We start from the raw sequence: 20,943 nt of genomic DNA on the forward strand, positions 1-20,943 counted from the left end.
CTTCCTTTTTTACGTTCATAGGAGTGGAACTCTTCATTTCCGCACTTTAGGTTGCCGAATAGGAACCATCCGCGCCTGCCAGCTCCAAAGCCTCCTTCGCGCGCAGCTTCTTGCGATGGACCCAGCCGGCCAGCCAGGCGCTGATTTCGTACAAGGCGATGAGCGGAATGGCGACCATGAGATGAGAAACGAGATCAGGCGGCGAGATGAGCGCGGCCACGGCAACCAGAATAACGTAGGCGTAACGCCTCATCCCTTTTAGAATCGACGGACTTAAGATTCCGATCCGGGTCAGAAACATGACGATGACCGGCAGCTCGAAGGCGATGGCCAGCGGGATCATAATATTGAACATAAACCCGAAGTACTGGGAAACCCCATAGGTCTCCACAAGGCCGATCTGACGGTTGATGCCGGCTGTAAAACGCAGGCTCATCGGAAAGACGACGAAATAGGCAAAGGCCACGCCCACCAGAAAACATGATGCGGAGAACGGAATGTAGCGGACCGCCGCCTTTTGCTCGCCAGGCTTGAGTCCCTGGCTGACAAACCGCCAAATCTGGTACATACCAAAGGGGATGGTCGGCAGCAGGGAAAGTACCACGGCAATGCTCATATAGATCCGCAGTCCATCCCATGGTGAGAAGACGTTCCATGCGACCTGGAGCGGGGAATGCGTCCGCAGCAGCGTCAGGATATGAGGGGCAGCAAACAGGCCGGCTGCCATACTGACGATGAATACGGCGGCGATCCGAAGGATCCGTTTTCGAAGCTCGGCGATATGGCCAAGCAGGGTCATCGTATTTTTCGCTTCCATAGGCGAATGTCACTCCTCCCAAGTCATATCCGTTACCGGAAAACCGGCGTGCATCGCGGCTTTTTCGATTTTTTCATTTCCTTCAGCTCCAGCGTATTAAATCCCTCCTGCATTTTTTGATGAATGTCCTGAATGGTCTTCACGTCTTCAAAAGAATATCGGCGGTTACCTCCTTTCGTCCGCTCCGGGAAGATCAGTTTTCGTTCCTCGTAATAACGGATTTGGCGTTCCGACAAGCCGGTCAGCTCGCAGACGACCCCAATGCTCATCACCTTGCTCTCCATGCTTCTTACCTCCTGTGCAAGTATAGTTAACCCCGAGCCATTGCAGAAATAGGCGGGATTGAAACCAATATAGAATGAACTAAAGAAATGAATGGTATAGGACTCTATTGGGTCGCTATAACCTGAAGTTCCATACAAAACTTTAGTTCAATCTATACAAAAAGAAGATAAATCGAAGAGAAGAGACACACCCACGGATTTCTGTGGAAGGAATTATGACATGATTTTAAGGAAAACCCTTTGAAAATGCAATCGATTTTTTAAAAATAAAAAAATGTGTAAGAAATCCTTACACAAAATCACCGATGATCAAGTTTCTTTGCTAAGATCGCCTCAGAGGTTCCATTCCACTAGCGAAGGAGTGATCGAGGTGACCATTAAGGAGCAGCCAAAAGAGATGACCCGCAGACAATTTCTGTCGACCGTCGGCAAAGTAGGGGGATCCGTTGCCGTCTTCAGCCTGATGGGAACGATGGGATTGCTGTCGCCGGAGACGATGAAGGCCGCCGAATACGAGCCGCCGGGTCCGAATGATCTGCACTTAAGCGGACGGAGCGGCAAAAAGATCATTATTCTCGGCGCCGGGATCGCCGGCATGACGGCGGCGTACGAACTGGGATTGGCGGGGTACGACTGCACGATTCTCGAGGCAAAAAGCCGGTCTGGCGGCCGTTGCTGGACCATCCGCGGCGGCACGTCAGAGGCGGAGATCGGTTCGGGTACCCAAACGTCCCGTTTCGATAAGGGCTTGTATTTCAATGCCGGCCCGATGCGCATTCCGCAGTTCCATGTCACCTTGGAGTACTGCCGGAAATTCGGCGTTGCGATCGAACCGTTCAACAACGTGAACGAAAGCGGCTATTACTATAACGAAAGCGTGGGCGCTTTATCCGGTCAGAAGGTGCCGAAGCGGGCCGCCAAAGCGGACGTGCGCGGCTACGTCGCGGAAATGCTCGCCAAGGCGGTCGATCAGAACGCGCTCGATCTTCCGCTCACGGCTGAAGAGAAGATGAAGCTGGTCGATTACTTAAAGGTGGAGGGGGATCTGAACCCCGATTTATTCTACAAAGGCTCGGCGCGCGGCGGTTATAAGGATGAGCCGGGAAGCCGGCTTGATGCCGGGGTGCTCCGCGATCCGTTCGACCTGAAGTCGATCATCAACTCCGGCTTCGGCAAGTACTTCAGCAATGAGTACGAATACGATCAGCAGATGATGATGTTCCACCCGATCGGAGGGATGGATGCCATCGCCAAGGCGTTCGAGAAGCGGATTGGCAATCGGATCAAATTCCGGGCCGAGGTCAAGGAGATCCGCCAGTCCTCGTCGGGTGTGAATCGTGTACACCGACATGGCATCCGGCCGGGAGCAGGAAATCAAAGGGGATTACTGCATTTGTACCATTCCGCTTTCCGTCTTGAAGAAGATTCCCGCCGATTTTTCTCCCGAAATGTCCAAGGCGATTCAGAGCATTAACTATGCCTCGGCCGGGAAGATCGGGCTGCAGTTCAAGCGCCGCTTCTGGGAAGAGGATGAGCATCTGTACGGGGGCAGCAGCTTGACGAATATGGACATTACGCAGATCTATTACCCGCCGACCGATTATTTCGGGAAAAAGGGAGTCCTGCTCGGCTACTATGCCTATGGCGGGGTTGCCGACAAGCTCGGCGCCATGTCGTACGCGGAGCGGGAGAAGCTGGCGCTGGCACAAGGAGCCAAAATCCATCCGCAGTATCCGAAAGAGTTCGAATCCTCCTATTCGATCAACTGGAAAACGGTCAAGTATCAAGAAGGCGGCTGGGTTTCTTACTCGGCAAACGACCGCAAAACGCACTACCCGACCCTTTGCAAACCCGACAACCGGATATACCTGGCCGGTGAGCATATCAGCTACATTACAGCATGGCAGGCTGGAGCGATCGAGTCCGCCCGCGAGGTGGTCACCGATATCCATCAGCGTGTGATGAAATCATAAATCCATATCTAGAAGGGGCTGGTCTTATGATGAAAAAAACGAAAACGGCGCTGCTGATGGCGGTGCTGCTTGGCACGGTCAGCGTCACCGCTTATGCCGACAGCGCCGCTCATCCCCCGGCGAATCCCGCCAAGCCGGCCAAGGCGGCGCCGGCGCCTGTATTTTACGGCAGCCCGTCGTCGTCCATATCCAGCGGCGTGGTCGTTCCTGAAGGCGCATCGTACCTGTTCACGAGCGGTACCGTCCCGCCGGTGCTGAACAAGGACGGCAAGACGGTCTATGAACGCTACGGGGATACGAAAACGCAGGGCATCGGCATTTTAAAGGAAATCGAGAAGCAGCTGAAGGAGCAGGGCCTAGGCCTAAAGGACGTTGTGTACCTGCGGGTGTACATCGCCCCTGACGCCCAGAAGGGCGGCACGTTTGACTATACGGGATGGTTCGATGCCTATGCGCAGTTCTTCAATACCGAGGCCAATCCGGTCAAGCCTGCCCGCTCCACGTTGGGCGTGGCGAGCCTGGTGAGCTCCGACTGGCTGATCGAGATCGAAGCGGTGGCCGTGAAGCCGGATTCCAAGAAGAAGTAAGGCAGGCATACTGATATCGCTAAGGCGGAACGTTTTCCATGACAAATGAGAAGGAGCTGATTGCTATGTTTCAAAACGTAGGATTCGCCGGGTTGATGATGATCCTGGTCGTCGTGCTGATTTTGTTCGGACCCTCCAAGCTGCCGGAGCTGGGCCGTGCCGTGGGGCGCACGCTCTCTGAATTCAAGTCGTCCGCCAGAGATCTGGTCGGTGAGGACAAAGAAGAAGACAAAGAGCGGGAGCGAGAGTCCGGTATCATTAAAATCAAAGGATAAAATGGGTAGGACAAAAATATCCGCCGTCTTTTCCGAACAACAGCCACCCTTTATAGTCAGCCCCGTCATTCAACGCGAATGGCGGGGCTGTTTGCGTTGAACCGGCCGAACCGCATCATGGTATCCACCGCCATGTTCTTTTATAATGGAAGAACCAGGCATAGTTTGGCCGCTGAAGTTCTGGGCCGCATAATTAATTAGATACGGCACAGGATATGAGTCAGTGGAACCGTTCTTGGCCTTAGGACAAACAGGCTGCCATCATGCGAAGATGATTTCATTAGGATTAAAAAAGGAGACCTTTATGACAGATACACAAGGAAAGCTGGAGGCGGGATGGCATTTAGACAATAGCTACGCCGGCCTGCCGGATCTGTTTTATACCCGGCAGGACCCAGTGCCGGTGCGCTCGCCGAAGATCGTGGCATTGAATGAGCCGCTGGCCGCGTCGCTCGGTTTAAACGCTCAGGCGCTCATGAGCGCTGAGGGGGCTGCGGAACTGGCGGGAAACCGCGTTCCGGAAGGGGCGCAGCCACTCGCTCAAGCATACGCCGGTCATCAATTCGGACATTTTACGATGCTGGGCGACGGGCGGGCGGTTCTGCTGGGCGAGCAGGTTACGCCGCAGGGCAAGCGAGTGGATATTCAGCTCAAAGGAGCGGGCCGAACGCCATACTCCCGTGGTGGTGACGGACGGGCGGCCCTGGGGCCGATGCTGCGTGAATACATTATCAGCGAGGCCATGCATGGCCTTGGCATTCCGACGACCCGCAGCCTGGCGGTGACGTCCACCGGCCAGGCGATTACCCGGGAGGAAGAGCTGCCGGGTGCGATTTTGACCCGCGTGGCGGCCAGCCATATCCGCGTCGGCACGTTTCAGTTTGCGCGGGGGGCGGGTACGACGGATGACCTGCAGGCTTTGGCCGATTACACCCTGCAGAGGCATTATCCGGATGCTGACCTTGCTTCCGGTGAGAACCGCTACCTTGTCCTGCTGCAGGAAGTGATCAAGCGCCAAGCGTCCCTGATCGCCAAATGGCAGCTGGTCGGATTCGTCCACGGCGTCATGAATACGGACAACATGACCCTCAGCGGCGAAACGATCGACTACGGTCCTTGCGCCTTCATGGACACCTACGATCCGGCTACCGTGTTCAGCTCCATCGACTCGCAAGGCCGCTACGCCTACGGCAACCAGCCGTACATCGGCGCCTGGAATCTCGCCAGACTGGCGGAAGCCCTGCTGCCGCTGCTGCATGAGGACGAGGAGCAGGCCCTTAAATTGGCGGAGAACGCGGTTGGGACTTTTGCCGGACTGTTTAATGAATACTGGCTTGCAGGGATGCGGGCGAAGCTTGGGCTCTTCCATGAAGAACCGGAGGACGAGGCGCTCATCGAAGAGCTCTTGGGGCTCATGAAGACGCATCGCGCCGACTACACCAATACGTTTCTTGCTTTAACGTTTGACCGGTTGGAGGGAACGCCACTCCATGGCATCGAAGACTTCGAGGCCTGGCATTCGCGCTGGCAGGCAAGGCTTGACCGGCAGCCCGAAACCAAAGAGGCTGCGCATCAATTGATGCGGGACAGCAATCCGGCGGTCATTCCGCGGAACCACCGGGTGGAGGAGGCGCTGGAGGCCGCAGAGCAGGACGACGATTACGAAGTGATGCACCAGCTGCTGCAGGTTCTGGCCAATCCATACGCACATACACCGGAACAGGCCGAGTTTGCTGTTGTACCGGAATCGTCGTGTCGTTATCGGACTTACTGCGGAACCTGATATAAGATCATGAATAAGTTAAAAAGGACCAGCGAAGAAGCTGGTCCTTTTTTGGTGTGGAACAAGTCTTATCCCAAAACCTCTTCTTCCTTCAAGGTGGCCATCGGCTGGAGAAAACGGTGATCAAAAGCCCGAAGCGTGCCCCCTTCCCGTATCTTGTTCACCCAATCGGGATTGGCCAGTGCGCTGGTACCTACGGCGATCAGATCGGCTGCTCCTGCAAGAAGCATTTGTTCGGCCTTTTCAGGATCACCCAGTTTTCCATTGGCGATCACGGGAAGGCCGCTGTATCGTTTGGCGAGCTCTGCCAGGGTCGGGCCCCTATCCGAGAAGGCGGGCATCCATGCCTTATACTCGGTCGTATGAAGGTAACTGGCGGAAGCGGCGGCCAATTCCCCGAAGATGATTTTCGCATCTTCTTCTCCATAAGCCCATTTGTGGTCAAAATCGTTCACCTTCCCTTGAGAAATGCGAACGCCGACCAAATAATCCGGGCCAACGGCGGAGCGGATGGCTCTGAGGACTTCTACTACGAAGCGGATACGCCGGCTTGTCGCACCGCCATAATCATCCGTGCGCCGGTTTGTATAATCCGTAATAAACTGGTCGAGCAGATAGCCGTTGGCGGCATGAATCTCCACACCGTCAAATCCGGCGTACTTCGCGCGGAGAGCGGCCTGCTTGAAGCCTTCAATCGTTCTTCGAATCTCTGCCAACGTCATAGCCTTTGGAACAGCGAACTCGCCGCTGCCCCCGTGATCCTCCAGCATCTTTCCAACAGGCTGCACAGCAGACGGTGCGATCGGAGTGAAAGCATTGTGCTGGACTAACGCGCCTGCATGCATCAATTGGGCAATGATTTTCCCTCCTTCCCGGTGTACGGCCTGAACGACAGGTATCCACGAATCAGCTTGTGCTGCGCTGGCGATACCGGGCTGATGATGATAACTTCGGCTGAATTCCGCATCCGGGTACAAGCCCTCCGTGATGATCAAGCCGAATCCCCCTTTTGCAAAACGGGAATAATAACGTACCATACGATCGTTAGCCACTCCGTCCGCCTCCGCACTGGTGCGTGTCATCGGCGCCAGAACTGCTCTATTCGGAAGCGGTAGGGTACCTAGCATATAACCGGTAAAAAGTTTCGGATATTGCTTCATATTTTAAAACCTCCCTTTATTTTTTAATAGCGGCCCTTCTCTTGCATCAGGCTGTTGACCTGAGATGATTGTATCCTGCCTGTGTAATACCGTAAAATGATTGCTATAGATGAGCTCATTAAAAAAATTGATGGGATTAAATCGGAGGTTTTGGGGATGGAGCTAACCGACTTGAAAGTGTTTATGGCTATCGTTAAGGAAGGCAGCATTACCCGCGCAGCTGAGAAGCTGGGCTATGTACAGTCGAACCTCACCACAAGGGTGCGAAAGCTGGAATCGGGGTTGGGGGTGCAGCTGTTTCTTAGGACACCGAAGGGGGTAGTCCCTACCGAGAAAGGACTAGTTTTATATCAATATGCCTCGGACATTCTCATGCTGGCCGAGGAGGCAGCCAAGGCTGTCAAGGAGCCTGACCATCCTTGCGGTCCACTGTCGATCGGTGTGGTGGAAACGATAGCTTCAACGGCCCCATTTATTCAGGCGCTATCCGAATTTCAGAGTCAATATCCTGAGGTGAGCTTGTCTCTGGTGACTGCAACGTCGAAGGAAAATTACGAGAAAGTCCTGGATCGACGCTTGGATGGCGCCTTCTTGACCGGGGAGTTTGATTTGTCCTTACTGCAGATCGCCTTTGAAATACAGGAAGAGGTGGTGCTCCTGGCGCCTGCAGGTCTAGGGACAGAAGCATTTATCGATAAGACGGGGAATCCTGCCTGGGTCGTGTTTCCAAAGGGCTGCCCACTCCGCGCTGCAAATGAAGATTGGCTCCATAGCAAAGAGGAACAATCTATGAATATGATCGAAGTCAGCACATTGGAAACAATGGTAAATTGCGTTCGTGCGGGAATCGGCAGTGCGTTTCTGACCCGGATGGCTGTTGCTGCGATCACGGATGAAGATGGCGTAAGTATGTATCCCGTTCCCGAACGATACCAGTTTGTGAACACACGGCTGGTGTCCCGGAAGGAGCAGTTCCAGAGCCAAGCGTTCCTTGCTTTTGCCGCGTGTGTGAACAAGGCAGGACAGCGGTTTTACGGGAGGGACATACAAACGTCTGAGCGTAAAGGAAACCTTCGGGTCTGATCTCCTATCTAAAGAAGTAAATATAGGAAGGCAGGATCAGGCAGCGCTTAGGATGGATGTTCTTTGCCGTCTCCGGGCATGTTAAGGGAAAACAAGTGGGGAGATGAAGCTAGGATGTCGAGAAGAAACCGGAAATACGCGGTGCCTGGGGTTGCCCGAGACATGCAGACGTTTAAAGCGGAAGTCATGCGGCGCGAGGGGTATGACGTGAACCCGAACCGGCCAGATGATGTGAAGTACGAAGTGGCCAAAGACCTCGGTGTGCCGCTCAGCCCGGACGGCAACGGTGAGCTGACGACGGAATCCGTCGGCCATGTCGGCGGCAAAATCGGCGGATCGATGGTCCGCGAGATGATCCGGCTGGCCCAGCAGCAGCTGGCGGAACAGGATGGGCAGAAATAATAGCTGACGGCTGCGGCATATCGGCTTATTTGTAGTGATCAGGACACATGGACATGGAGTTGAACCTTGTGGCTACTAAAAAAGGCACCCGGATGGGTGCCTTTTATTGATTCCTATTCGAATGAATGAGCTAAGGGATAAAACTTTAACTTTACTGCTCACCCCAGCTGCACATCAAACGTCGTTTTCTCGTTCGGCACGCTTTTCACGGATATTTTGCCTTTATGCTGCTCGACGATCGATTTGGCGATCGCCAGGCCAAGGCCGTATCCGCCGTGCTTGCGGGAGCGGGAGGCGTCGACGCGATAGAAGCGGTCGAAGATGTTGTCCAGATGCTCCGGGGCGATGCCTTCGCCCGTGTTTGTCACCCGCAGCAGCTGGTGGTTATGCTGCTTCATCAGACTCAGATGGATCGAGCCCCGCGGATGGGTATACTTGACGGCGTTGTCCAGCAGGATCATGACGACCTGTTTGATCTGCTCGCTGCTGCCGGTCAGGGTCAAACGCGGCTCGATATCGTAAGTGAAGGACAGCTCCTTTTCGAAGATGACCGCTTCCATCGTAAGAATGACGCCTTCGACAGCTTCGCTGAGATCAAACGGCACGAAGATCATATGTCCCCGGGCATCGTCCATCTGGGTCAGATACAACAGATCGTTCGTGAGCGTCTTCATGCGTTCGGTCTCCGATTTGATATGCTGGAGCCATTTCGATTGCGACCGGATCGTCTCGTCGCTGTTGGCCAGCAGCACGTCAGTGTTCGTGTTGATGACCGCAAGTGGCGTCTTCAGCTCATGCGAGGCGTCCGCAATAAACTGCTTCTGCTTGTCGAAGGCTTCGCGGACCGGTTCGATGGACCGGTTGGCGAAATATCGGCTGGTCAGATAGATAACCGCCAGCATGACCAGCGCTACGATGGAAAAGGTGTAGATCAGGTTGGTGATGATTTTCAGCTGGGCTGTCACGTCGAGAAACACGATGGAATAGCCGCTTGGAGTCTGCTGAACGCTGTAGGCCCAGCGTGTTCCCTCTAGGGTAAACTGGGCGTTACGGACGGGCTTGGAAGCCGCTTCTTCCTTGGCCGTCTCATAGAACGTATCCTCCATATCAAACCTCGTGTTCTTGGAGAGGAGGTTCCATTCCCGGTCCGTCTTCAGCTCGAAGGATACCGACAGCTCCGGCGGCGGCGTCTGCCCGCCATCCCGGGGACGGCGCAGATCCGTATCTCCCGAGCCGGACGGTTCCTCGCCGATGCCAACAGAATTTTGGATCTGGGCGACAGTGTTGCCCGTGCTGGACAAGCCGCCCGTGTTCCCGCCGCTTCCGGTCTGGGCCAGCGAAGCCCCGCCCTGCCCGGAGCCTTTCCCCGGAATTTGTTTTCCGGGCCCGCCGTCCTTGTGGTAAAACTCCGAGACACGCTCCAGTTCCATGCCGATGTCGCGGCGCACGTTTTGATAGGTAATGACGTAAATCGTAGCAAAGGCGACCAGCATGATAATGGTGATGATGACCATGTTCATCAGCAGGAACCGGTTGCGCAGCTTCTTGAACATTAAGAAGTCGCCTCCAATACATAGCCGACGCCTCGTATCGTGCTGATCCGCACCGAGGCGTTCAGGAACGTGAGCTTTTTCCGCAGAAACGAAATATAGACTTCCACGTTATTGTGCTCCGCATCGGAGTCAAAGCCCCACAGCTTCTCGATCATCTGCTCCTTGGATGTGACCGCCGACTTTCGCAGCATTAGCAGTTCGAGCAGCTCGCACTCCTTCAAAATCAGCTTCAGCTCCTTGCCGTTGCAGCTCAGCTTGAGCGTGGACGTATTCAGCTCGATATCCCCGAATTTTAGGCCGTCCTCGGGGACGACTTCGCCTTTGCGGCGCAGCGCCGCCCGAATCCGGGCAAGCAGCTCGCCCGTCGAAAAAGGCTTGGCGACATAATCGTCGGCCCCACAGTCCAGCCCCGTAATCGTATCCGAAATTTCGCCCTTTGCGGTGAGCATGATGACCGGCGTCGCGATGCCTTCGGCCCGGATCGTCTTCAGCAGCGTAATCCCGTCCATCCCCGGCAGCATAATGTCGAGCAGCAGCAGATCATAGATCCCGCTGAGGGCGTTATCCAGACCCGTCTGGCCGTCATGGACGGCATCGACGGAGTAATGGTTTTTCTTCAAAATCTGGGTCAGTGCCTCGGCCAGACGAACCTCGTCTTCCACAATTAATATCCGCATAATCGTAATCTCCTTCATACCTCTAGTGAAGCATTATTGTCCCTTAATGATAAGAAGCGAACCTTTAATCAACCTTTAACGCCTTGAACGGCGGCCTTTCAGGCTGCGGCCGGACTGACCTGAACGTCAGCTCCTTCGCTTGTCCCCTATTGTACAATGGTGCACTTGTTATGTAATCGGAATGTAAATGGAATGTTATCGCAATGTTTAAGATTCGTTAAAGGTTAAGCTATTAAGCTACAAACATGAAGGGCGATGAGCCCGGGTGAACCTGCATAAACGAAAGGAGCGAAATGACGATGGCTATTGAAGTGTTTAACCGGTATGAGAACAAGTATCTGATGGACACCAAGGCTTTTTACAACATTTACAACGACCTGATGGCATATATGGAACCGGATGAAAACAACAAGGATAACAAGTTCTACACCATCAGCAACCTGTACTATGATACGGAGCATCATACGCTCATCCGTACGAGTTTGGCCAAGCCCAAGTACCGGGAAAAGCTGCGGATCCGGTCATACGGCGTGCCGGAGAGCGATGCCAAAGTATATCTGGAGCTGAAGAAGAAGGTATTCGGCCTGGTGAACAAAAGAAGAACCTCGCTCAAGCTTCATGAGGCATATGAGTTCGTCCGGACAGGGATTCCGCCGGAATTCCGGAAGGGCATGAACCGCCAGGTGGTCAGCGAGATCGAGTATTTTCTGAGCCGGTACGAGCTGAAACCGATGGTGTATCTGGCATACGACCGCATCGCCTTGTTCTGCAAGGGAAACCGGGATCTGCGGATCACCTTCGACACCAACATCCGCTCGCGGCGCTACGACCTTGCGCTTGAGGCCGGAGATTACGGCGATCTGCTGATGGAGCGGGGACAGTGGCTGATGGAGGTCAAGGCCGAGAAGACCGTTCCGGTCTGGCTGTCCAAAATGCTCTCCGAGCATCAGATGTACCGTACAAGCTTCTCCAAATACGGGAACGAGTATAAAAAATCGATAAGACATGCCAATGCACCAGTTGTGGAAAGGGAGAGAGTTGTTTTATGATCGATTCTATTTTGAATTCGTCCGCTGCGGACACGGCCTTATCGTTATCTCATGCGCTTCTGACGCTGGCCATCGCCATGGTGCTGGGTGCCATGATCAGCTTCACATACATGAAAACACAGCCTGCCTATTCGCCGAGCTTCACCTTGACGATGATGGTGCTGCCGGCGATCGTGGCCATCATTATTATGCTGATTGGCAGCAACATCGCCCGGGCGTTCAGTCTGGCCGGCGCCTTCTCGATCATCCGGTTCCGGAGTGCGCCGGGAGACTCAAAGGATATCTCCTATGTTCTGTTCTCCATGGCGGCAGGGTTATCCGCCGGCGTTGGCGCCTTTGGGTACGCGGTACTGTTTACAGTGATCCTCTGCGCGCTGATGTACGTCTTGAAGCTGATCAAATTCGGCACCCGCAAAGACGCGATCAAGACGCTCAAGGTGACCATCCCGGAAAACCTCGGTTACGAGGAGGCATTTGAGGAGATTTTCCGCAAGCACAACGTCGAGTATGAGCTGAAAAAGGTCAAGACCACCGAGCTCGGCAGCCTCTATGAGGTGGTGTACTCGGTGAAAATGGGGCCGCAGACGAACCAGAAGGAATTTCTGGACGCGATCCGGACCCGCAACGGGAATCTGGACATTACGCTGACGATGAACCCTGCGGTGCAGGAATATTAAACGAAACGAGGTTGATCCGATGAAACATTCCTATAAAATGAAATTTGCCGTGATTCTGATCCTGTCGGCCATGCTGGCCTCAGGATGCACGACCAATGCGGCAAGCAATACGACGACAACGGCGGACGGGACGGCGACTGAATCGACGGAAACGGCGACGGTGGATGCGAGCGAAGCGAACGCGAAGCTGGCCAGCCTGAACATCAAGGATTTGGTGGAGTATGACGCCGACGATACGACGGTGGATTGGTCAGCTGGCGACTCCACGGTCATCAAGCTGAACGGCACGGACGCCACTGTGACCGGCGCAGGCGCAAAAGCCAGCGGAGGGAAGATCACGATATCCTCGGCCGGAACATATGTGATCAGCGGCAAGCTGCAAGGCGGCAGCATTGTGGTTGATGCGGGTAAAGACGACGTCGTGCGTCTGGTGCTAAACGGCGCGCAAATCGCCAGCTCGGACGGCCCGGCTGTCCAGGTCAAGCAAGCCGGCAAAACGGTGCTGACGCTGCCGGAAGGGACGCGGAATACGCTGTCGGACGGCACGAAGTATGCGGATACGTCCGATGAGGCGCCGACGGCAGCCCTGTTCAGCCAGGACGATCTGACGATTAACGGCACCGGCCAGCTGACCGTGCAGGGGAATTACAAGGACGGCATCACCAGCAAGGACGATCTGAAAATCGTCAGCGGCACGCTGAGCGTCAACGCAGCCGACGACGGCATCATCGGCCGCGATCTGGCCGCGGTCAAAGCAGGCACGATCAACGTCAACGCAGGCGGGGATGGCTTCAAGACGACCTATGACGGGGACAAGACCGATAAAGGGTATTTGCTTATTGAGGACGGCACGTTCCATGTTGAATCCGGCAGCGACGGCTTCCAGGCAGCCACCTCGCTCCTTATCGACGGCGGCACTTATGATGTCGTAACCGGCGGCGGCAGCGCGAACGCCGAGCCGCACCAGGAAGAAATGCCGATGCAGCGTCCTGATTTCGGCGGTCAGTCGGGAACAGGCGCACAGGGGGACGCCCAAGACACGGGCAGCGGCGCGGCTGCGGATTCGGCGAACGGCACCTCGCCATCGGTTTCGGGTACGGATTCCGCATCCCAAGTGAAGGATGACGCCGCAGCAGGTACGAACGGCAGCAGTGGAACAGACGCGGATGTGGCGCAGACGGAGGATGAGGAAAGCGAGTCCACGAGCTCGAAAGGGCTCAAGGCGGAGGCGGGCATTGCCGTTTCGGGCGGCACGTTCACGATCGACTCGGCGGATGACACGGTGCACAGCAACGGCAGCGTCCTGGTTGCCGGCGGCCAGATGGATCTCACAACCGGCGACGACGGCATTCACGGCAACGTATCGATCGTCATATCCGACGGCAAAGTGAACATCAAGAACAGCTACGAAGGCATTGAGGCCGCGGATATCCACATCGCCGGCGGCGAAGTGAACGTCGTCGCCAGCGATGACGGCGTGAATGCTTCCGACGGCAGCGGCAGCTCGGAAGGGCCGGGCGGCATGTTCGGCGGACAACCGCCGGCAGGCATGCCGGGACAGGCGCCGGATCAAGCAGCCGGTGGCCAAGGACAGACGGGCGATCAGGCACAGTCCGGGACGTCTTCGGCTGCAGGAACCAGTTCGCAGTCTGGTACGAACTCGGCGCAGTCCAATGCTCAGGCGAATACCGGTGACCAGGCGGCGCAGACCGGCTCAGCCGACCAAAACGGCGCTCAGCAGCGTCCGGACGGCCAAGGCATGCCTGGCGGACGGGGCGGCAGCGCCGGTACCGGCAAGCTCACGATCAGCGGCGGTTACCTGATGGTGAATGCGCAGGGCGACGGCCTGGACGCCAACGGCTCTATCGCCATGTCCGGTGGCACCGCGATCGTGAACGGGCCGACATCGGGCGGCAACGGCGCCCTTGACTATGACGGTACGTTCGAGCAGACCGGCGGTCTGCTGGTAGCCGCGGGCAGCGCCGGTATGGCCCAAGCGCCATCCGAATCGTCGTCGCAGCGCTCGGTGCTCATGACATTCCCGAGCACAGTGAAGGCGGGCACGCTGGTGACGCTGGCCGACAGTGCGGGTGCGCCGGTCCTGAGTTTCGCACCGGCTAAAGACATCCAGACCATCGTCATTTCAACGCCGGATCTGAAGTCCGGAGAGACGTACGTCTTCTACACGGGCGGCACGTCGACAGGTACGCTGAAAGACGGCTTGTACACGGGCGGCAAGCTGACCGGCGGTACGAAGGTCGTCAGCTTCAAGCTCGGTGACACGGTCACGTATGTGAACGAGTCCGGCGTGACCACCGGCGGCGGTGGATTTGGCGGCGGCTTTGGCGGCGGCCGGGGACCTGGCGGCAGAGGAGCGAACGGTAATGCATCGGACACCACCGATCAAAGCGGCACCTCAGGCACTAGCGGCAGCGGAAGCACAACCGGCAACTCTAACGGAAGCACAACCGGCAACTCCAGCGGCGGTACGTCCGGCGGCGGAACAAGCAGTGCCGGACAGTCCGGCACGTCGGGCTCCGGCAGCTCGGATACCACTGAAACGGGCACATCCTCCATCTAATGACCGGCCTAAAATACCGCGAAAATGCGGTGATATGCACGGGTAACGAAGAACCCCCATCTGATGGGGGTTCTTTTTGTCGTTCTGGAGCAAGGGGCGCTGCCGCAGGAAGGTTGCTTTTTTCCCGAATGTTCGCTTTACTATATACGAAAAAGCCACAGGTTAACCTATGTAAATGAGTTGAAGTAAAGAATGCGGTGCAAGCAAGGAAGTACATGATGACGTACTTGCCCCATCTTCCATTTTAATTTTCAACTTATAGAGATCAATGAACTTATGGAGGTCCGTGGGAATGGCGAAAACGATCGTGGAAAAGTTGAACCTGCAAAAATATAACAAGACGGCGGTACTGCATCAACCGGAAGGAGAGGATCTGCTGGCCGGTCTGGAGGGGTACGATACCGAGCTGAAAGACGGGGGTTACGACCTGATTTTCGCCTTTGTGCTCGATATGGAGTCTCTGCAGGCGCTTGTGAGGAAGGTGATTGACGGCAATCATCTGAACGAAGGGGGATATTTGTACGCGGCGTATCCGAAAAAGGGAAACAAGGTGTACTCCACCTATATTCACAGGGACGAGCTTCTGGAAGGGTTAGGCGCGGAAGAGAATGGATATATTGGGACAAGCAATATTAAATTTGCGCGAATGGTCGGATTGAACGACGTGTTTACGGTCGTCGGCCTCAAAGCGGAGAAGCAAAGCAAAAAGCAGCCATCCTCCAAACCGAGCCAATCCGTTGGCGATTATGAAGCCTTGATTCCGGAGGTGGAGAAGGATCTGCAGGATGCCCCGGAGGTGCTTGCCTTCTACCAGTCTCTAACGCCGGGATACCGCCGGGATTGGGCCCGGTACGTTTACAGCGCTGTACAAGAGGAGACCCGCGAGAAGCGGCGCGAGGAGATGAAAACCGCTCTGGCGGCGGGCTATAAAACGATGGACTTGTATCGGAGAAGATAAGGAGGCGGCTTGGGATGAAGTCGAAGCAGGGCTTGGACATGCTGGAGCGGGTGAGGAGCATCAGCCGTCCGCTGCCGGAGGTGGAGGAGATTGTTGACGGCTTCGGCCACAATGTCTTGAAAGTCAGAGGCAAAACGTTCGTCATGATGGGGGAGAACGAGGGCATTCCTAGCCTTTCGTTCAAGTCGACCAAGGAAGAACAGTTTCTGCTGCTGCAGCAGGAAGGCTACGTCAAAACGCCCTATATCGGGCACCACGGCTGGGTTTCCGTGGACAAATCAACTGTCCCGGACTGGGATGAGCTGGCCGTGCTGATCAAGGAGGCGTATCTGCTTGCGGCGCCCAAACGGCTGGTGAAGCAGGTGATGGAAGGCCTATAGTTTGGCTGTGGAGGAAGCTGATTCTGGCGGGCTGAATGGGCGGCCGTGGCTTTCTCTGCACAAAAGGGTACAAAAACTAGAAACATATTCCTTTTCCCTAACGTCTATAATCTAGGCGGTCCCTGGCCGGTGGGTTGGACCAGGCTCGCCATAGATAGGACTAAATTCTGAGGGTAAGGAGAAGTTTCAATGTCTACAAAATGGAAGCTAACGAGTTTGCTGCTGTCCGCGGCGTTGGTATGCGGGGCGGTACCGGCTTTTGCCGCAGAGAAGGCGGCTCCCAAGCCTTTAAGCCAAACCTTTGACCAGATGGTCATCATTCCTTATGATTATCACGGAAAAGCTTTTATTAACGGGGAAAAGACCGACCTTTACGGTGATTACGACATCGTCCAGCGCAGCGGAAGGGTCATGGTGCCGATCCGCCTGATGGGGACGCTGGCTTCGCAGTTCCGTTCTCAGGGTGAGTGGCAAACGATTTGGGAGGCGAAAAATCCCGATGACGTTACTTTTGTGAACTATGGGCTGAAAAAAACGATCAAGTTCAAAGTGAACAGCACCACCATGCTGGTGAATAACGAGTCCAAAAAGATGGACGTCGCTCCACAAAAAATCGGCGGCCGCGTCGTTCTGCCTCTCAGAAGCGCAGCGGAGGCGCTGGGCAAAAATATCCAGTGGCTGGACGGTCTGATCGTGATGGGAGACGAAGCCGTTGACGAGAAAAGTGCCGAAACGCTGGCCGTCAAAAACCGCATCCTGACCCAGCTGAAGGACACCCGGAAGCCGGTGGCGGACGAAAAGATACTGACGCCGATGACCCAATACGGAGACGCGCTGTATTATTACAAGCAGATTTATCAAAGCAGCGGCACATTAGAACGTTTATACCGGAAGGCCGACGGCAAGAAGGAAGTCCTGGTTGACATTCCGGGCGAGCCGGCACTGCACAGTGGAAAGGTCATCGGGCATGACTTGTATATCGCATCCACGGTGAACAATCAAGGCGTACTGTATGCACTGGACCTTACCAACAATAAAGTTCGGAAGGTGAGCTCGCTCACGGATTGGAAGCCGTCGGACGGTTGGCTGCAAAGTGTCTCGATGATTGACAATGAGCTGTACGTGAACCTTCATAGCGGCGATCTTACGATGGGGTCGGAGACATTGTACCGAGTCCTAAATGGTGCCCTGAAGGAGGTAACAGGTGCCAAAAGCATGATCGGGCCTGTCAAGTCAGGCGATTTCCTGTATCATGCCGATTTTAACGTTATGGGCAAAACGGTCGATAACTTAAGCCGGGTTAATCTTAAGACTGGGGAGAATAAGGCGATCGGCCAGGACGACTTCGTCTATGCCATCAACCGGAAGCAGCACGCCGAGGGAGGCACCAGCTATAGCGTAAATGACTCGATGTACGTGAAAGGCGGCTTTGTGTACGTGCTCGGTTACAAAGACAGCGATCCAAAGGATGAAGGCTCGGTGTACAAAGTCAACCCGGCTGATCAGACGCAGGTGAAGCTTACTCCTGCCGCCGGTCCGTTCTGGATGGTGGATAACCAGATTTATTATGTGGACGGTGCGACCGGTTATTTGGCCAAGACCGACGTGAACGGAGCGGAGCCAAAAACCGTGATTTCCAGAAAGGTGCTTAATGCCCAGCTGTTGAACGGCAGCTTGTACTATACCTCGAACGCTGCCGGCAGTTCCTACGATCCGGGCGTCCTGTACCAATATGACTTCGCGACCGGCAAGGAAACGAAGCGCAGCGATAAGCCGGTGAGCTCTTACTACATCGGAAAGAGCGCGATTTACTACCTGTCGGAAGGCTATGATCCTGGAATCTACAAGATTGACGCGAAGGGGAATACCCGCCTGGTATCCGACCGCATCCAAACGGCGAAGCTCACGGATGATGGTTTGGTGTACACCTTGACCTATAAGGAAGGGGTTTATTGGGTGAAATAAACCGATTCCGTTGGTCTGCCCGGGAAACCGGGCAGGCCCTTTTATTTTCCTGCAGAAGGAGTGGCGACCATGTATGAACTGAAAACGAAAGAAACCGACAACAGCGTCCTCGAGTTCATCGAACAGGTGGAGCATCCCGGCAAGAAGCAGGATGCGTATCGGCTGCTGGACATTTTTACGGAGACGACGGGGTTCCCTGCGAAAATGTGGGGGCCAAGCATCATCGGCTTCGGTTCTTACCATTACAAGTATGCGTCAGGGCACGAAGGGGATGCGCCGCTCGTGGGTTTTTCGCCCCGTAAAGCCAAGATCAGCCTCTATTTTGCCCCTGGAGAAGAACAGCGTGAAGTCCTCCTGAAGGATTTGGGCAAGCATACCTCCGGCAAAGGCTGCGTCTATATCAACAAGGTTGCGGACATCGATGCAGAGGTGCTGAAGGCTCTGATCCGGCAGTCGGTCAAGCATCTGCAGGAAGCCTATCCGACCGGGGAGTGACGGCAGGCTGCCGGGGTCACGGAGACATGTCGATAGGCGGTAAAACACGTGCAAAAGGTGGCGAAAATTAGCGAATTTTGCTAAAATACTTCTTTCGTTTTGGCTGAACGCTCCTTTATACTTGCTCTATGAGCTTTACTGCGCTGACAACAAGGAGTCAGCCCCATCGTCCTGTTACATGAATCATATAATTTATGGATCGTACTTCTCTCGTTCATGATCGCCGTATTTGCGTCCTATTCGACCCTCAACCTGGCGGGCAAAATATCAAGGTCGCGGGGCAGGACGCAGAAATGGTGGCTGGCAGCCGGCTCATGCGTCATGGGCAGCGGAGTATGGTCCATGCATTTCATCGGTATGCTTGCCTTCCATTTGAACGTGCCTGTCAATTACGATATTCCGATTACGCTGATATCGATGCTGTGCAGCATTGTGGCGTCTTTTATTGCCTTTCAAATGCTGCTGTCCAAAGGTGTGAACTGGGGCAAGTTTGCCTTGAGCGGGTTCTGCATGGGCAGCGGCATCGTGGCGATGCACTACACGGGGATGGCCGCCATGCGTCTTCCGGCCGAGATTACCTATGACTGGTCGTACTGGCTGCTTTCAGCAGGCATTGCGCTAGCGGCTTCTTACGTGGCGCTGCTGCTGTTCCTCCGATTTCGCGATCATACCGAGGTCAGCTGGTGGAAGTGGGCTTCGGCTCTGATCATGGGGGATGCCGGTTGTAGCTGGCATCCCTTTTTTTACAGGCTATTTTTTTTGGTGACCTGGAGATTTAATGTTCCATTAACTTAATCATCTTCGGGATGGTTATAGGAGAAATTCTCAACATGGTTGATAGAATCGTTCCGCTGGTTCTGTACCAAGGATTTCAGCTCTCGAACCTCCCGGCGTAAATGCCGCAGCTCGGTGCGCATATTGGATTTGTCCACGGCCAGCCGGACCAGCAAAAAGAAAATGACTGCACAAACTCCCCACATTACCAGGACCGCCACTACGCCGCCTAAACCTATCATGCTACCACCGCTCATCAAAGCATTCAGCTCCCTTCTCCATCGCTTTCGGTTATCTGCTATATAAGCAGGGTGGAATTCACACAGCCTATAATGGACGCATGCTACCATCTATTTATAACAACGCTTGGAAGACACAAAAGTTAGAGTATCTCTGAGAAATCCAGCTATGGGCTTGGATTAAAATGCTTGTCGATCAGATGGCGCAAAAAAACCCACTCGCGGACAGTCGCGACTGGGCCTTAGGCTGCCTCATACTTAAAGCTTGGCGGTACGAGGTGAGATTCTGCCTTTTCGCTACCTGCTGAAACTCCTTACATATCCGCCAGCGTAGACCCCGTTTCCAGGAACGTTTTCATTCCGGAGAGGACCAGCGGCAGGCCGTTCTCCAGCACGCCCGCGGTAGGGAGCGCCTGTTCGAAATCGTCATGAATGGCCGTAACGAGTGTGACGCCGGGCATTTCTGCATGCTGAGCGATCTCCCACGTGACGCGGGAAGGCGTATCGTTCTCCGTGCCCGGCAAATTCACAAACTGCCAGCTCACGGCCAGCTTATGCGGGCGATCCAGTTCAAGGATGACCCCCTTGACCTTCTTTTCCCCCTCGGGGCCCAGGAGTTCAAAGGAAGAGCCGATTTCCCAGGAGGATTGAATGGCACAATTGAACCAAAACTTGGACGTTTTGGCCGGGTCGGTAATCGCCTGCCACACTTGCTCGGGACTCGATTTGATGGCGATCCGGTTGACATGCTTCGGTTGGGACTCCATTTGCGTCTCACGCTCCAATTCGAATTGAAGTGATGTTAATCCCGCCGCCCATGGTTCGGCGTATTTGCTGACCCAACGTTCGTATATTTGGCGGATGGGTACGGCGTTAAGGTAATGCAGCTTCTCCCGGCCGACCTTCCTTGTCGTAATGAGTCCGGCTTCCTCCAGCAGGTTCAAATGCTTCATCACGCCGAACCTGGACATGTCGAGCGGGGCGCACAAGTCGTTCAGCGTCCGTCCGTCATGCGCCTGCAGCAGGTCCAGAAGGGTACGGCGCGTGGGGTCGGCGAGCGCTTTAAATACTAGATTGTCCTCCAATCGTGACACCTCCTTTGCCGTATGCACATAAAAAAATGGAACAGTGCCCTTGACATGTTACCATATAGTAACGTATTATAATCTCATCAAGAGTGACAATATAGTCACATATTATCATACCCCGAATCGTTTGTCAGCCGGCAGTC

At 54.9% G+C, this 20,943-nt stretch carries 22 protein-coding genes; 15 read left to right on the forward strand and 7 right to left on the reverse strand.

The window, feature by feature from the left end:
• Positions 1-46: 46 nt before the first annotated feature.
• Both tatC and FHS19_RS25975 read right to left on the reverse strand, forming a co-directional pair.
• Entirely contained in the window at positions 47-817 is a 771-nt protein-coding gene (gene tatC, locus FHS19_RS25970) for a twin-arginine translocase subunit TatC (protein WP_183584697.1), read from the reverse strand.
• Positions 818-849: 32 nt separating this feature from the next.
• Positions 850-1,101, reverse strand: coding sequence for a MerR family transcriptional regulator (locus tag FHS19_RS25975; RefSeq protein ID WP_183584698.1), 252 nt, complete (start codon positions 1,099-1,101; stop codon positions 850-852).
• A gap of 370 nt (positions 1,102-1,471) precedes the next feature.
• Between FHS19_RS25975 and FHS19_RS35375 the strand changes: the two genes are divergently transcribed.
• The 5 genes from FHS19_RS35375 (at position 1,472) to FHS19_RS25995 (ending at position 5,719) form a co-directional block, all read left to right on the forward strand.
• Entirely contained in the window at positions 1,472-2,575 is a 1,104-nt protein-coding gene (locus tag FHS19_RS35375) for a flavin monoamine oxidase family protein (protein ID WP_312887336.1), read from the forward strand.
• Positions 2,517-3,074, forward strand: a complete 558-nt coding sequence (locus FHS19_RS35380; protein ID WP_281382589.1) for a flavin monoamine oxidase family protein — start codon at positions 2,517-2,519, stop codon at positions 3,072-3,074. The genes FHS19_RS35375 and FHS19_RS35380 overlap by 59 nt, the downstream gene beginning before the upstream one ends.
• Positions 3,075-3,100: 26 nt before the next feature.
• Positions 3,101-3,661, forward strand: a complete 561-nt coding sequence (locus tag FHS19_RS25985) for a RidA family protein (RefSeq protein ID WP_183584699.1) — start codon at positions 3,101-3,103, stop codon at positions 3,659-3,661.
• Between the two features lie 65 nt (positions 3,662-3,726).
• Positions 3,727-3,936: a twin-arginine translocase TatA/TatE family subunit gene (locus FHS19_RS25990; protein WP_076172284.1), complete on the forward strand. Its 210-nt coding sequence runs from the start codon at positions 3,727-3,729 to the stop codon at positions 3,934-3,936.
• Positions 3,937-4,240: 304 nt separating this feature from the next.
• Positions 4,241-5,719 carry a protein adenylyltransferase SelO gene (locus FHS19_RS25995; protein WP_183584700.1) on the forward strand — a complete coding sequence of 493 codons (1,479 nt, stop codon included), beginning with the start codon at positions 4,241-4,243 and terminating at the stop codon, positions 5,717-5,719.
• Positions 5,720-5,787: 68 nt separating this feature from the next.
• Here FHS19_RS25995 and FHS19_RS26000 read toward each other — a convergent pair whose 3' ends face one another.
• Positions 5,788-6,879, reverse strand: coding sequence for an oxidoreductase (locus FHS19_RS26000; protein WP_183584701.1), 1,092 nt, complete (start codon positions 6,877-6,879; stop codon positions 5,788-5,790).
• 156 nt (positions 6,880-7,035) lie between these two features.
• Between FHS19_RS26000 and FHS19_RS26005 the strand changes: the two genes are divergently transcribed.
• Both FHS19_RS26005 and FHS19_RS26010 read left to right on the forward strand, forming a co-directional pair.
• The gene (locus tag FHS19_RS26005; protein WP_183584702.1) at positions 7,036-7,962 is read left to right on the forward strand and encodes a LysR family transcriptional regulator; all 927 of its coding nucleotides are present in this window, start codon (positions 7,036-7,038) and stop codon (positions 7,960-7,962) included.
• A 114-nt stretch (positions 7,963-8,076) separates the two neighbouring features.
• Entirely contained in the window at positions 8,077-8,364 is a 288-nt protein-coding gene (locus FHS19_RS26010) for an alpha/beta-type small acid-soluble spore protein (protein WP_183584703.1), read from the forward strand.
• Positions 8,365-8,522: 158 nt separating this feature from the next.
• On the opposite strand, the gene FHS19_RS26015 is transcribed toward FHS19_RS26010, so the two are convergent.
• Positions 8,523-9,917: a sensor histidine kinase gene (locus FHS19_RS26015; protein ID WP_183584704.1), complete on the reverse strand. Its 1,395-nt coding sequence runs from the start codon at positions 9,915-9,917 to the stop codon at positions 8,523-8,525.
• Positions 9,917-10,594, reverse strand: coding sequence for a response regulator transcription factor (locus tag FHS19_RS26020; protein WP_183584705.1), 678 nt, complete (start codon positions 10,592-10,594; stop codon positions 9,917-9,919). The genes FHS19_RS26015 and FHS19_RS26020 overlap by 1 nt, the downstream gene beginning before the upstream one ends.
• A gap of 299 nt (positions 10,595-10,893) precedes the next feature.
• Here FHS19_RS26020 and FHS19_RS26025 point away from each other — a divergent pair, with 299 nt between their 5' ends.
• The 8 genes from FHS19_RS26025 (at position 10,894) to FHS19_RS26060 (ending at position 19,494) form a co-directional block, all read left to right on the forward strand.
• Positions 10,894-11,643 (forward strand): polyphosphate polymerase domain-containing protein, encoded by a 750-nt coding sequence (locus FHS19_RS26025; RefSeq protein WP_183584706.1) that lies wholly within the window; start codon positions 10,894-10,896, stop codon positions 11,641-11,643.
• Complete coding sequence (locus FHS19_RS26030) at positions 11,640-12,320, forward strand: DUF4956 domain-containing protein (protein ID WP_183584707.1); 681 nt, start codon at positions 11,640-11,642, stop codon at positions 12,318-12,320. Before FHS19_RS26025 ends, FHS19_RS26030 begins: the two co-directional genes overlap by 4 nt.
• 19 nt (positions 12,321-12,339) lie before the next feature.
• On the forward strand, positions 12,340-14,901 hold the full coding sequence (locus FHS19_RS26035; RefSeq protein ID WP_183584708.1) for a carbohydrate-binding domain-containing protein: 2,562 nt from the start codon (positions 12,340-12,342) through the stop codon (positions 14,899-14,901).
• Between the two features lie 292 nt (positions 14,902-15,193).
• Entirely contained in the window at positions 15,194-15,859 is a 666-nt protein-coding gene (locus tag FHS19_RS26040) for a YdeI/OmpD-associated family protein (protein WP_183584709.1), read from the forward strand.
• 14 nt (positions 15,860-15,873) lie between these two features.
• Positions 15,874-16,239, forward strand: coding sequence for an MmcQ/YjbR family DNA-binding protein (locus tag FHS19_RS26045; protein ID WP_183584710.1), 366 nt, complete (start codon positions 15,874-15,876; stop codon positions 16,237-16,239).
• A gap of 189 nt (positions 16,240-16,428) precedes the next feature.
• Positions 16,429-18,204 carry a stalk domain-containing protein gene (locus tag FHS19_RS26050; protein WP_183584711.1) on the forward strand — a complete coding sequence of 592 codons (1,776 nt, stop codon included), beginning with the start codon at positions 16,429-16,431 and terminating at the stop codon, positions 18,202-18,204.
• Between the two features lie 69 nt (positions 18,205-18,273).
• The gene (locus FHS19_RS26055) at positions 18,274-18,699 is read left to right on the forward strand and encodes a DUF1801 domain-containing protein (protein WP_183584712.1); all 426 of its coding nucleotides are present in this window, start codon (positions 18,274-18,276) and stop codon (positions 18,697-18,699) included.
• 321 nt (positions 18,700-19,020) lie between these two features.
• Positions 19,021-19,494 carry an MHYT domain-containing protein gene (locus FHS19_RS26060; RefSeq protein ID WP_281382592.1) on the forward strand — a complete coding sequence of 158 codons (474 nt, stop codon included), beginning with the start codon at positions 19,021-19,023 and terminating at the stop codon, positions 19,492-19,494.
• Here FHS19_RS26060 and FHS19_RS26065 read toward each other — a convergent pair.
• Positions 19,491-19,730 (reverse strand): hypothetical protein, encoded by a 240-nt coding sequence (locus tag FHS19_RS26065; protein ID WP_183584714.1) that lies wholly within the window; start codon positions 19,728-19,730, stop codon positions 19,491-19,493. The genes FHS19_RS26060 and FHS19_RS26065 overlap by 4 nt on opposite strands.
• A 296-nt stretch (positions 19,731-20,026) precedes the next feature.
• On the reverse strand, positions 20,027-20,797 hold the full coding sequence (locus tag FHS19_RS26070; protein WP_183584715.1) for an ArsR/SmtB family transcription factor: 771 nt from the start codon (positions 20,795-20,797) through the stop codon (positions 20,027-20,029).
• Positions 20,798-20,943: the final 146 nt, after the last annotated feature.

This window comes from Paenibacillus rhizosphaerae (assembly GCF_014192015.1).
Classification (GTDB): domain Bacteria; phylum Bacillota; class Bacilli; order Paenibacillales; family Paenibacillaceae; genus Paenibacillus_AQ; species Paenibacillus_AQ rhizosphaerae.

What these genes read in the sequence shown, in the direction of transcription:
- tatC (WP_183584697.1), bottom strand. Translation starts at nt 817, where the DNA reads ATGGAAGCGAAAAATACGATGACCCTGCTTGGCCATATCGCCGAGCTT.
- FHS19_RS25975 (WP_183584698.1), bottom strand. Translation starts at nt 1,101, where the DNA reads ATGGAGAGCAAGGTGATGAGCATTGGGGTCGTCTGCGAGCTGACCGGC.
- FHS19_RS25985 (WP_183584699.1), top strand. Translation starts at nt 3,101, where the DNA reads ATGATGAAAAAAACGAAAACGGCGCTGCTGATGGCGGTGCTGCTTGGC.
- FHS19_RS25990 (WP_076172284.1), top strand. Translation starts at nt 3,727, where the DNA reads ATGTTTCAAAACGTAGGATTCGCCGGGTTGATGATGATCCTGGTCGTC.
- FHS19_RS25995 (WP_183584700.1), top strand. Translation starts at nt 4,241, where the DNA reads ATGACAGATACACAAGGAAAGCTGGAGGCGGGATGGCATTTAGACAAT.
- FHS19_RS26000 (WP_183584701.1), bottom strand. Translation starts at nt 6,879, where the DNA reads ATGAAGCAATATCCGAAACTTTTTACCGGTTATATGCTAGGTACCCTA.
- FHS19_RS26005 (WP_183584702.1), top strand. Translation starts at nt 7,036, where the DNA reads ATGGAGCTAACCGACTTGAAAGTGTTTATGGCTATCGTTAAGGAAGGC.
- FHS19_RS26010 (WP_183584703.1), top strand. Translation starts at nt 8,077, where the DNA reads ATGTCGAGAAGAAACCGGAAATACGCGGTGCCTGGGGTTGCCCGAGAC.
- FHS19_RS26015 (WP_183584704.1), bottom strand. Translation starts at nt 9,917, where the DNA reads ATGTTCAAGAAGCTGCGCAACCGGTTCCTGCTGATGAACATGGTCATC.
- FHS19_RS26020 (WP_183584705.1), bottom strand. Translation starts at nt 10,594, where the DNA reads ATGCGGATATTAATTGTGGAAGACGAGGTTCGTCTGGCCGAGGCACTG.
- FHS19_RS26025 (WP_183584706.1), top strand. Translation starts at nt 10,894, where the DNA reads ATGGCTATTGAAGTGTTTAACCGGTATGAGAACAAGTATCTGATGGAC.
- FHS19_RS26030 (WP_183584707.1), top strand. Translation starts at nt 11,640, where the DNA reads ATGATCGATTCTATTTTGAATTCGTCCGCTGCGGACACGGCCTTATCG.
- FHS19_RS26035 (WP_183584708.1), top strand. Translation starts at nt 12,340, where the DNA reads ATGAAACATTCCTATAAAATGAAATTTGCCGTGATTCTGATCCTGTCG.
- FHS19_RS26040 (WP_183584709.1), top strand. Translation starts at nt 15,194, where the DNA reads ATGGCGAAAACGATCGTGGAAAAGTTGAACCTGCAAAAATATAACAAG.
- FHS19_RS26045 (WP_183584710.1), top strand. Translation starts at nt 15,874, where the DNA reads ATGAAGTCGAAGCAGGGCTTGGACATGCTGGAGCGGGTGAGGAGCATC.
- FHS19_RS26050 (WP_183584711.1), top strand. Translation starts at nt 16,429, where the DNA reads ATGTCTACAAAATGGAAGCTAACGAGTTTGCTGCTGTCCGCGGCGTTG.
- FHS19_RS26055 (WP_183584712.1), top strand. Translation starts at nt 18,274, where the DNA reads ATGTATGAACTGAAAACGAAAGAAACCGACAACAGCGTCCTCGAGTTC.
- FHS19_RS26060 (WP_281382592.1), top strand. Translation starts at nt 19,021, where the DNA reads ATGGGCAGCGGAGTATGGTCCATGCATTTCATCGGTATGCTTGCCTTC.
- FHS19_RS26065 (WP_183584714.1), bottom strand. Translation starts at nt 19,730, where the DNA reads ATGAGCGGTGGTAGCATGATAGGTTTAGGCGGCGTAGTGGCGGTCCTG.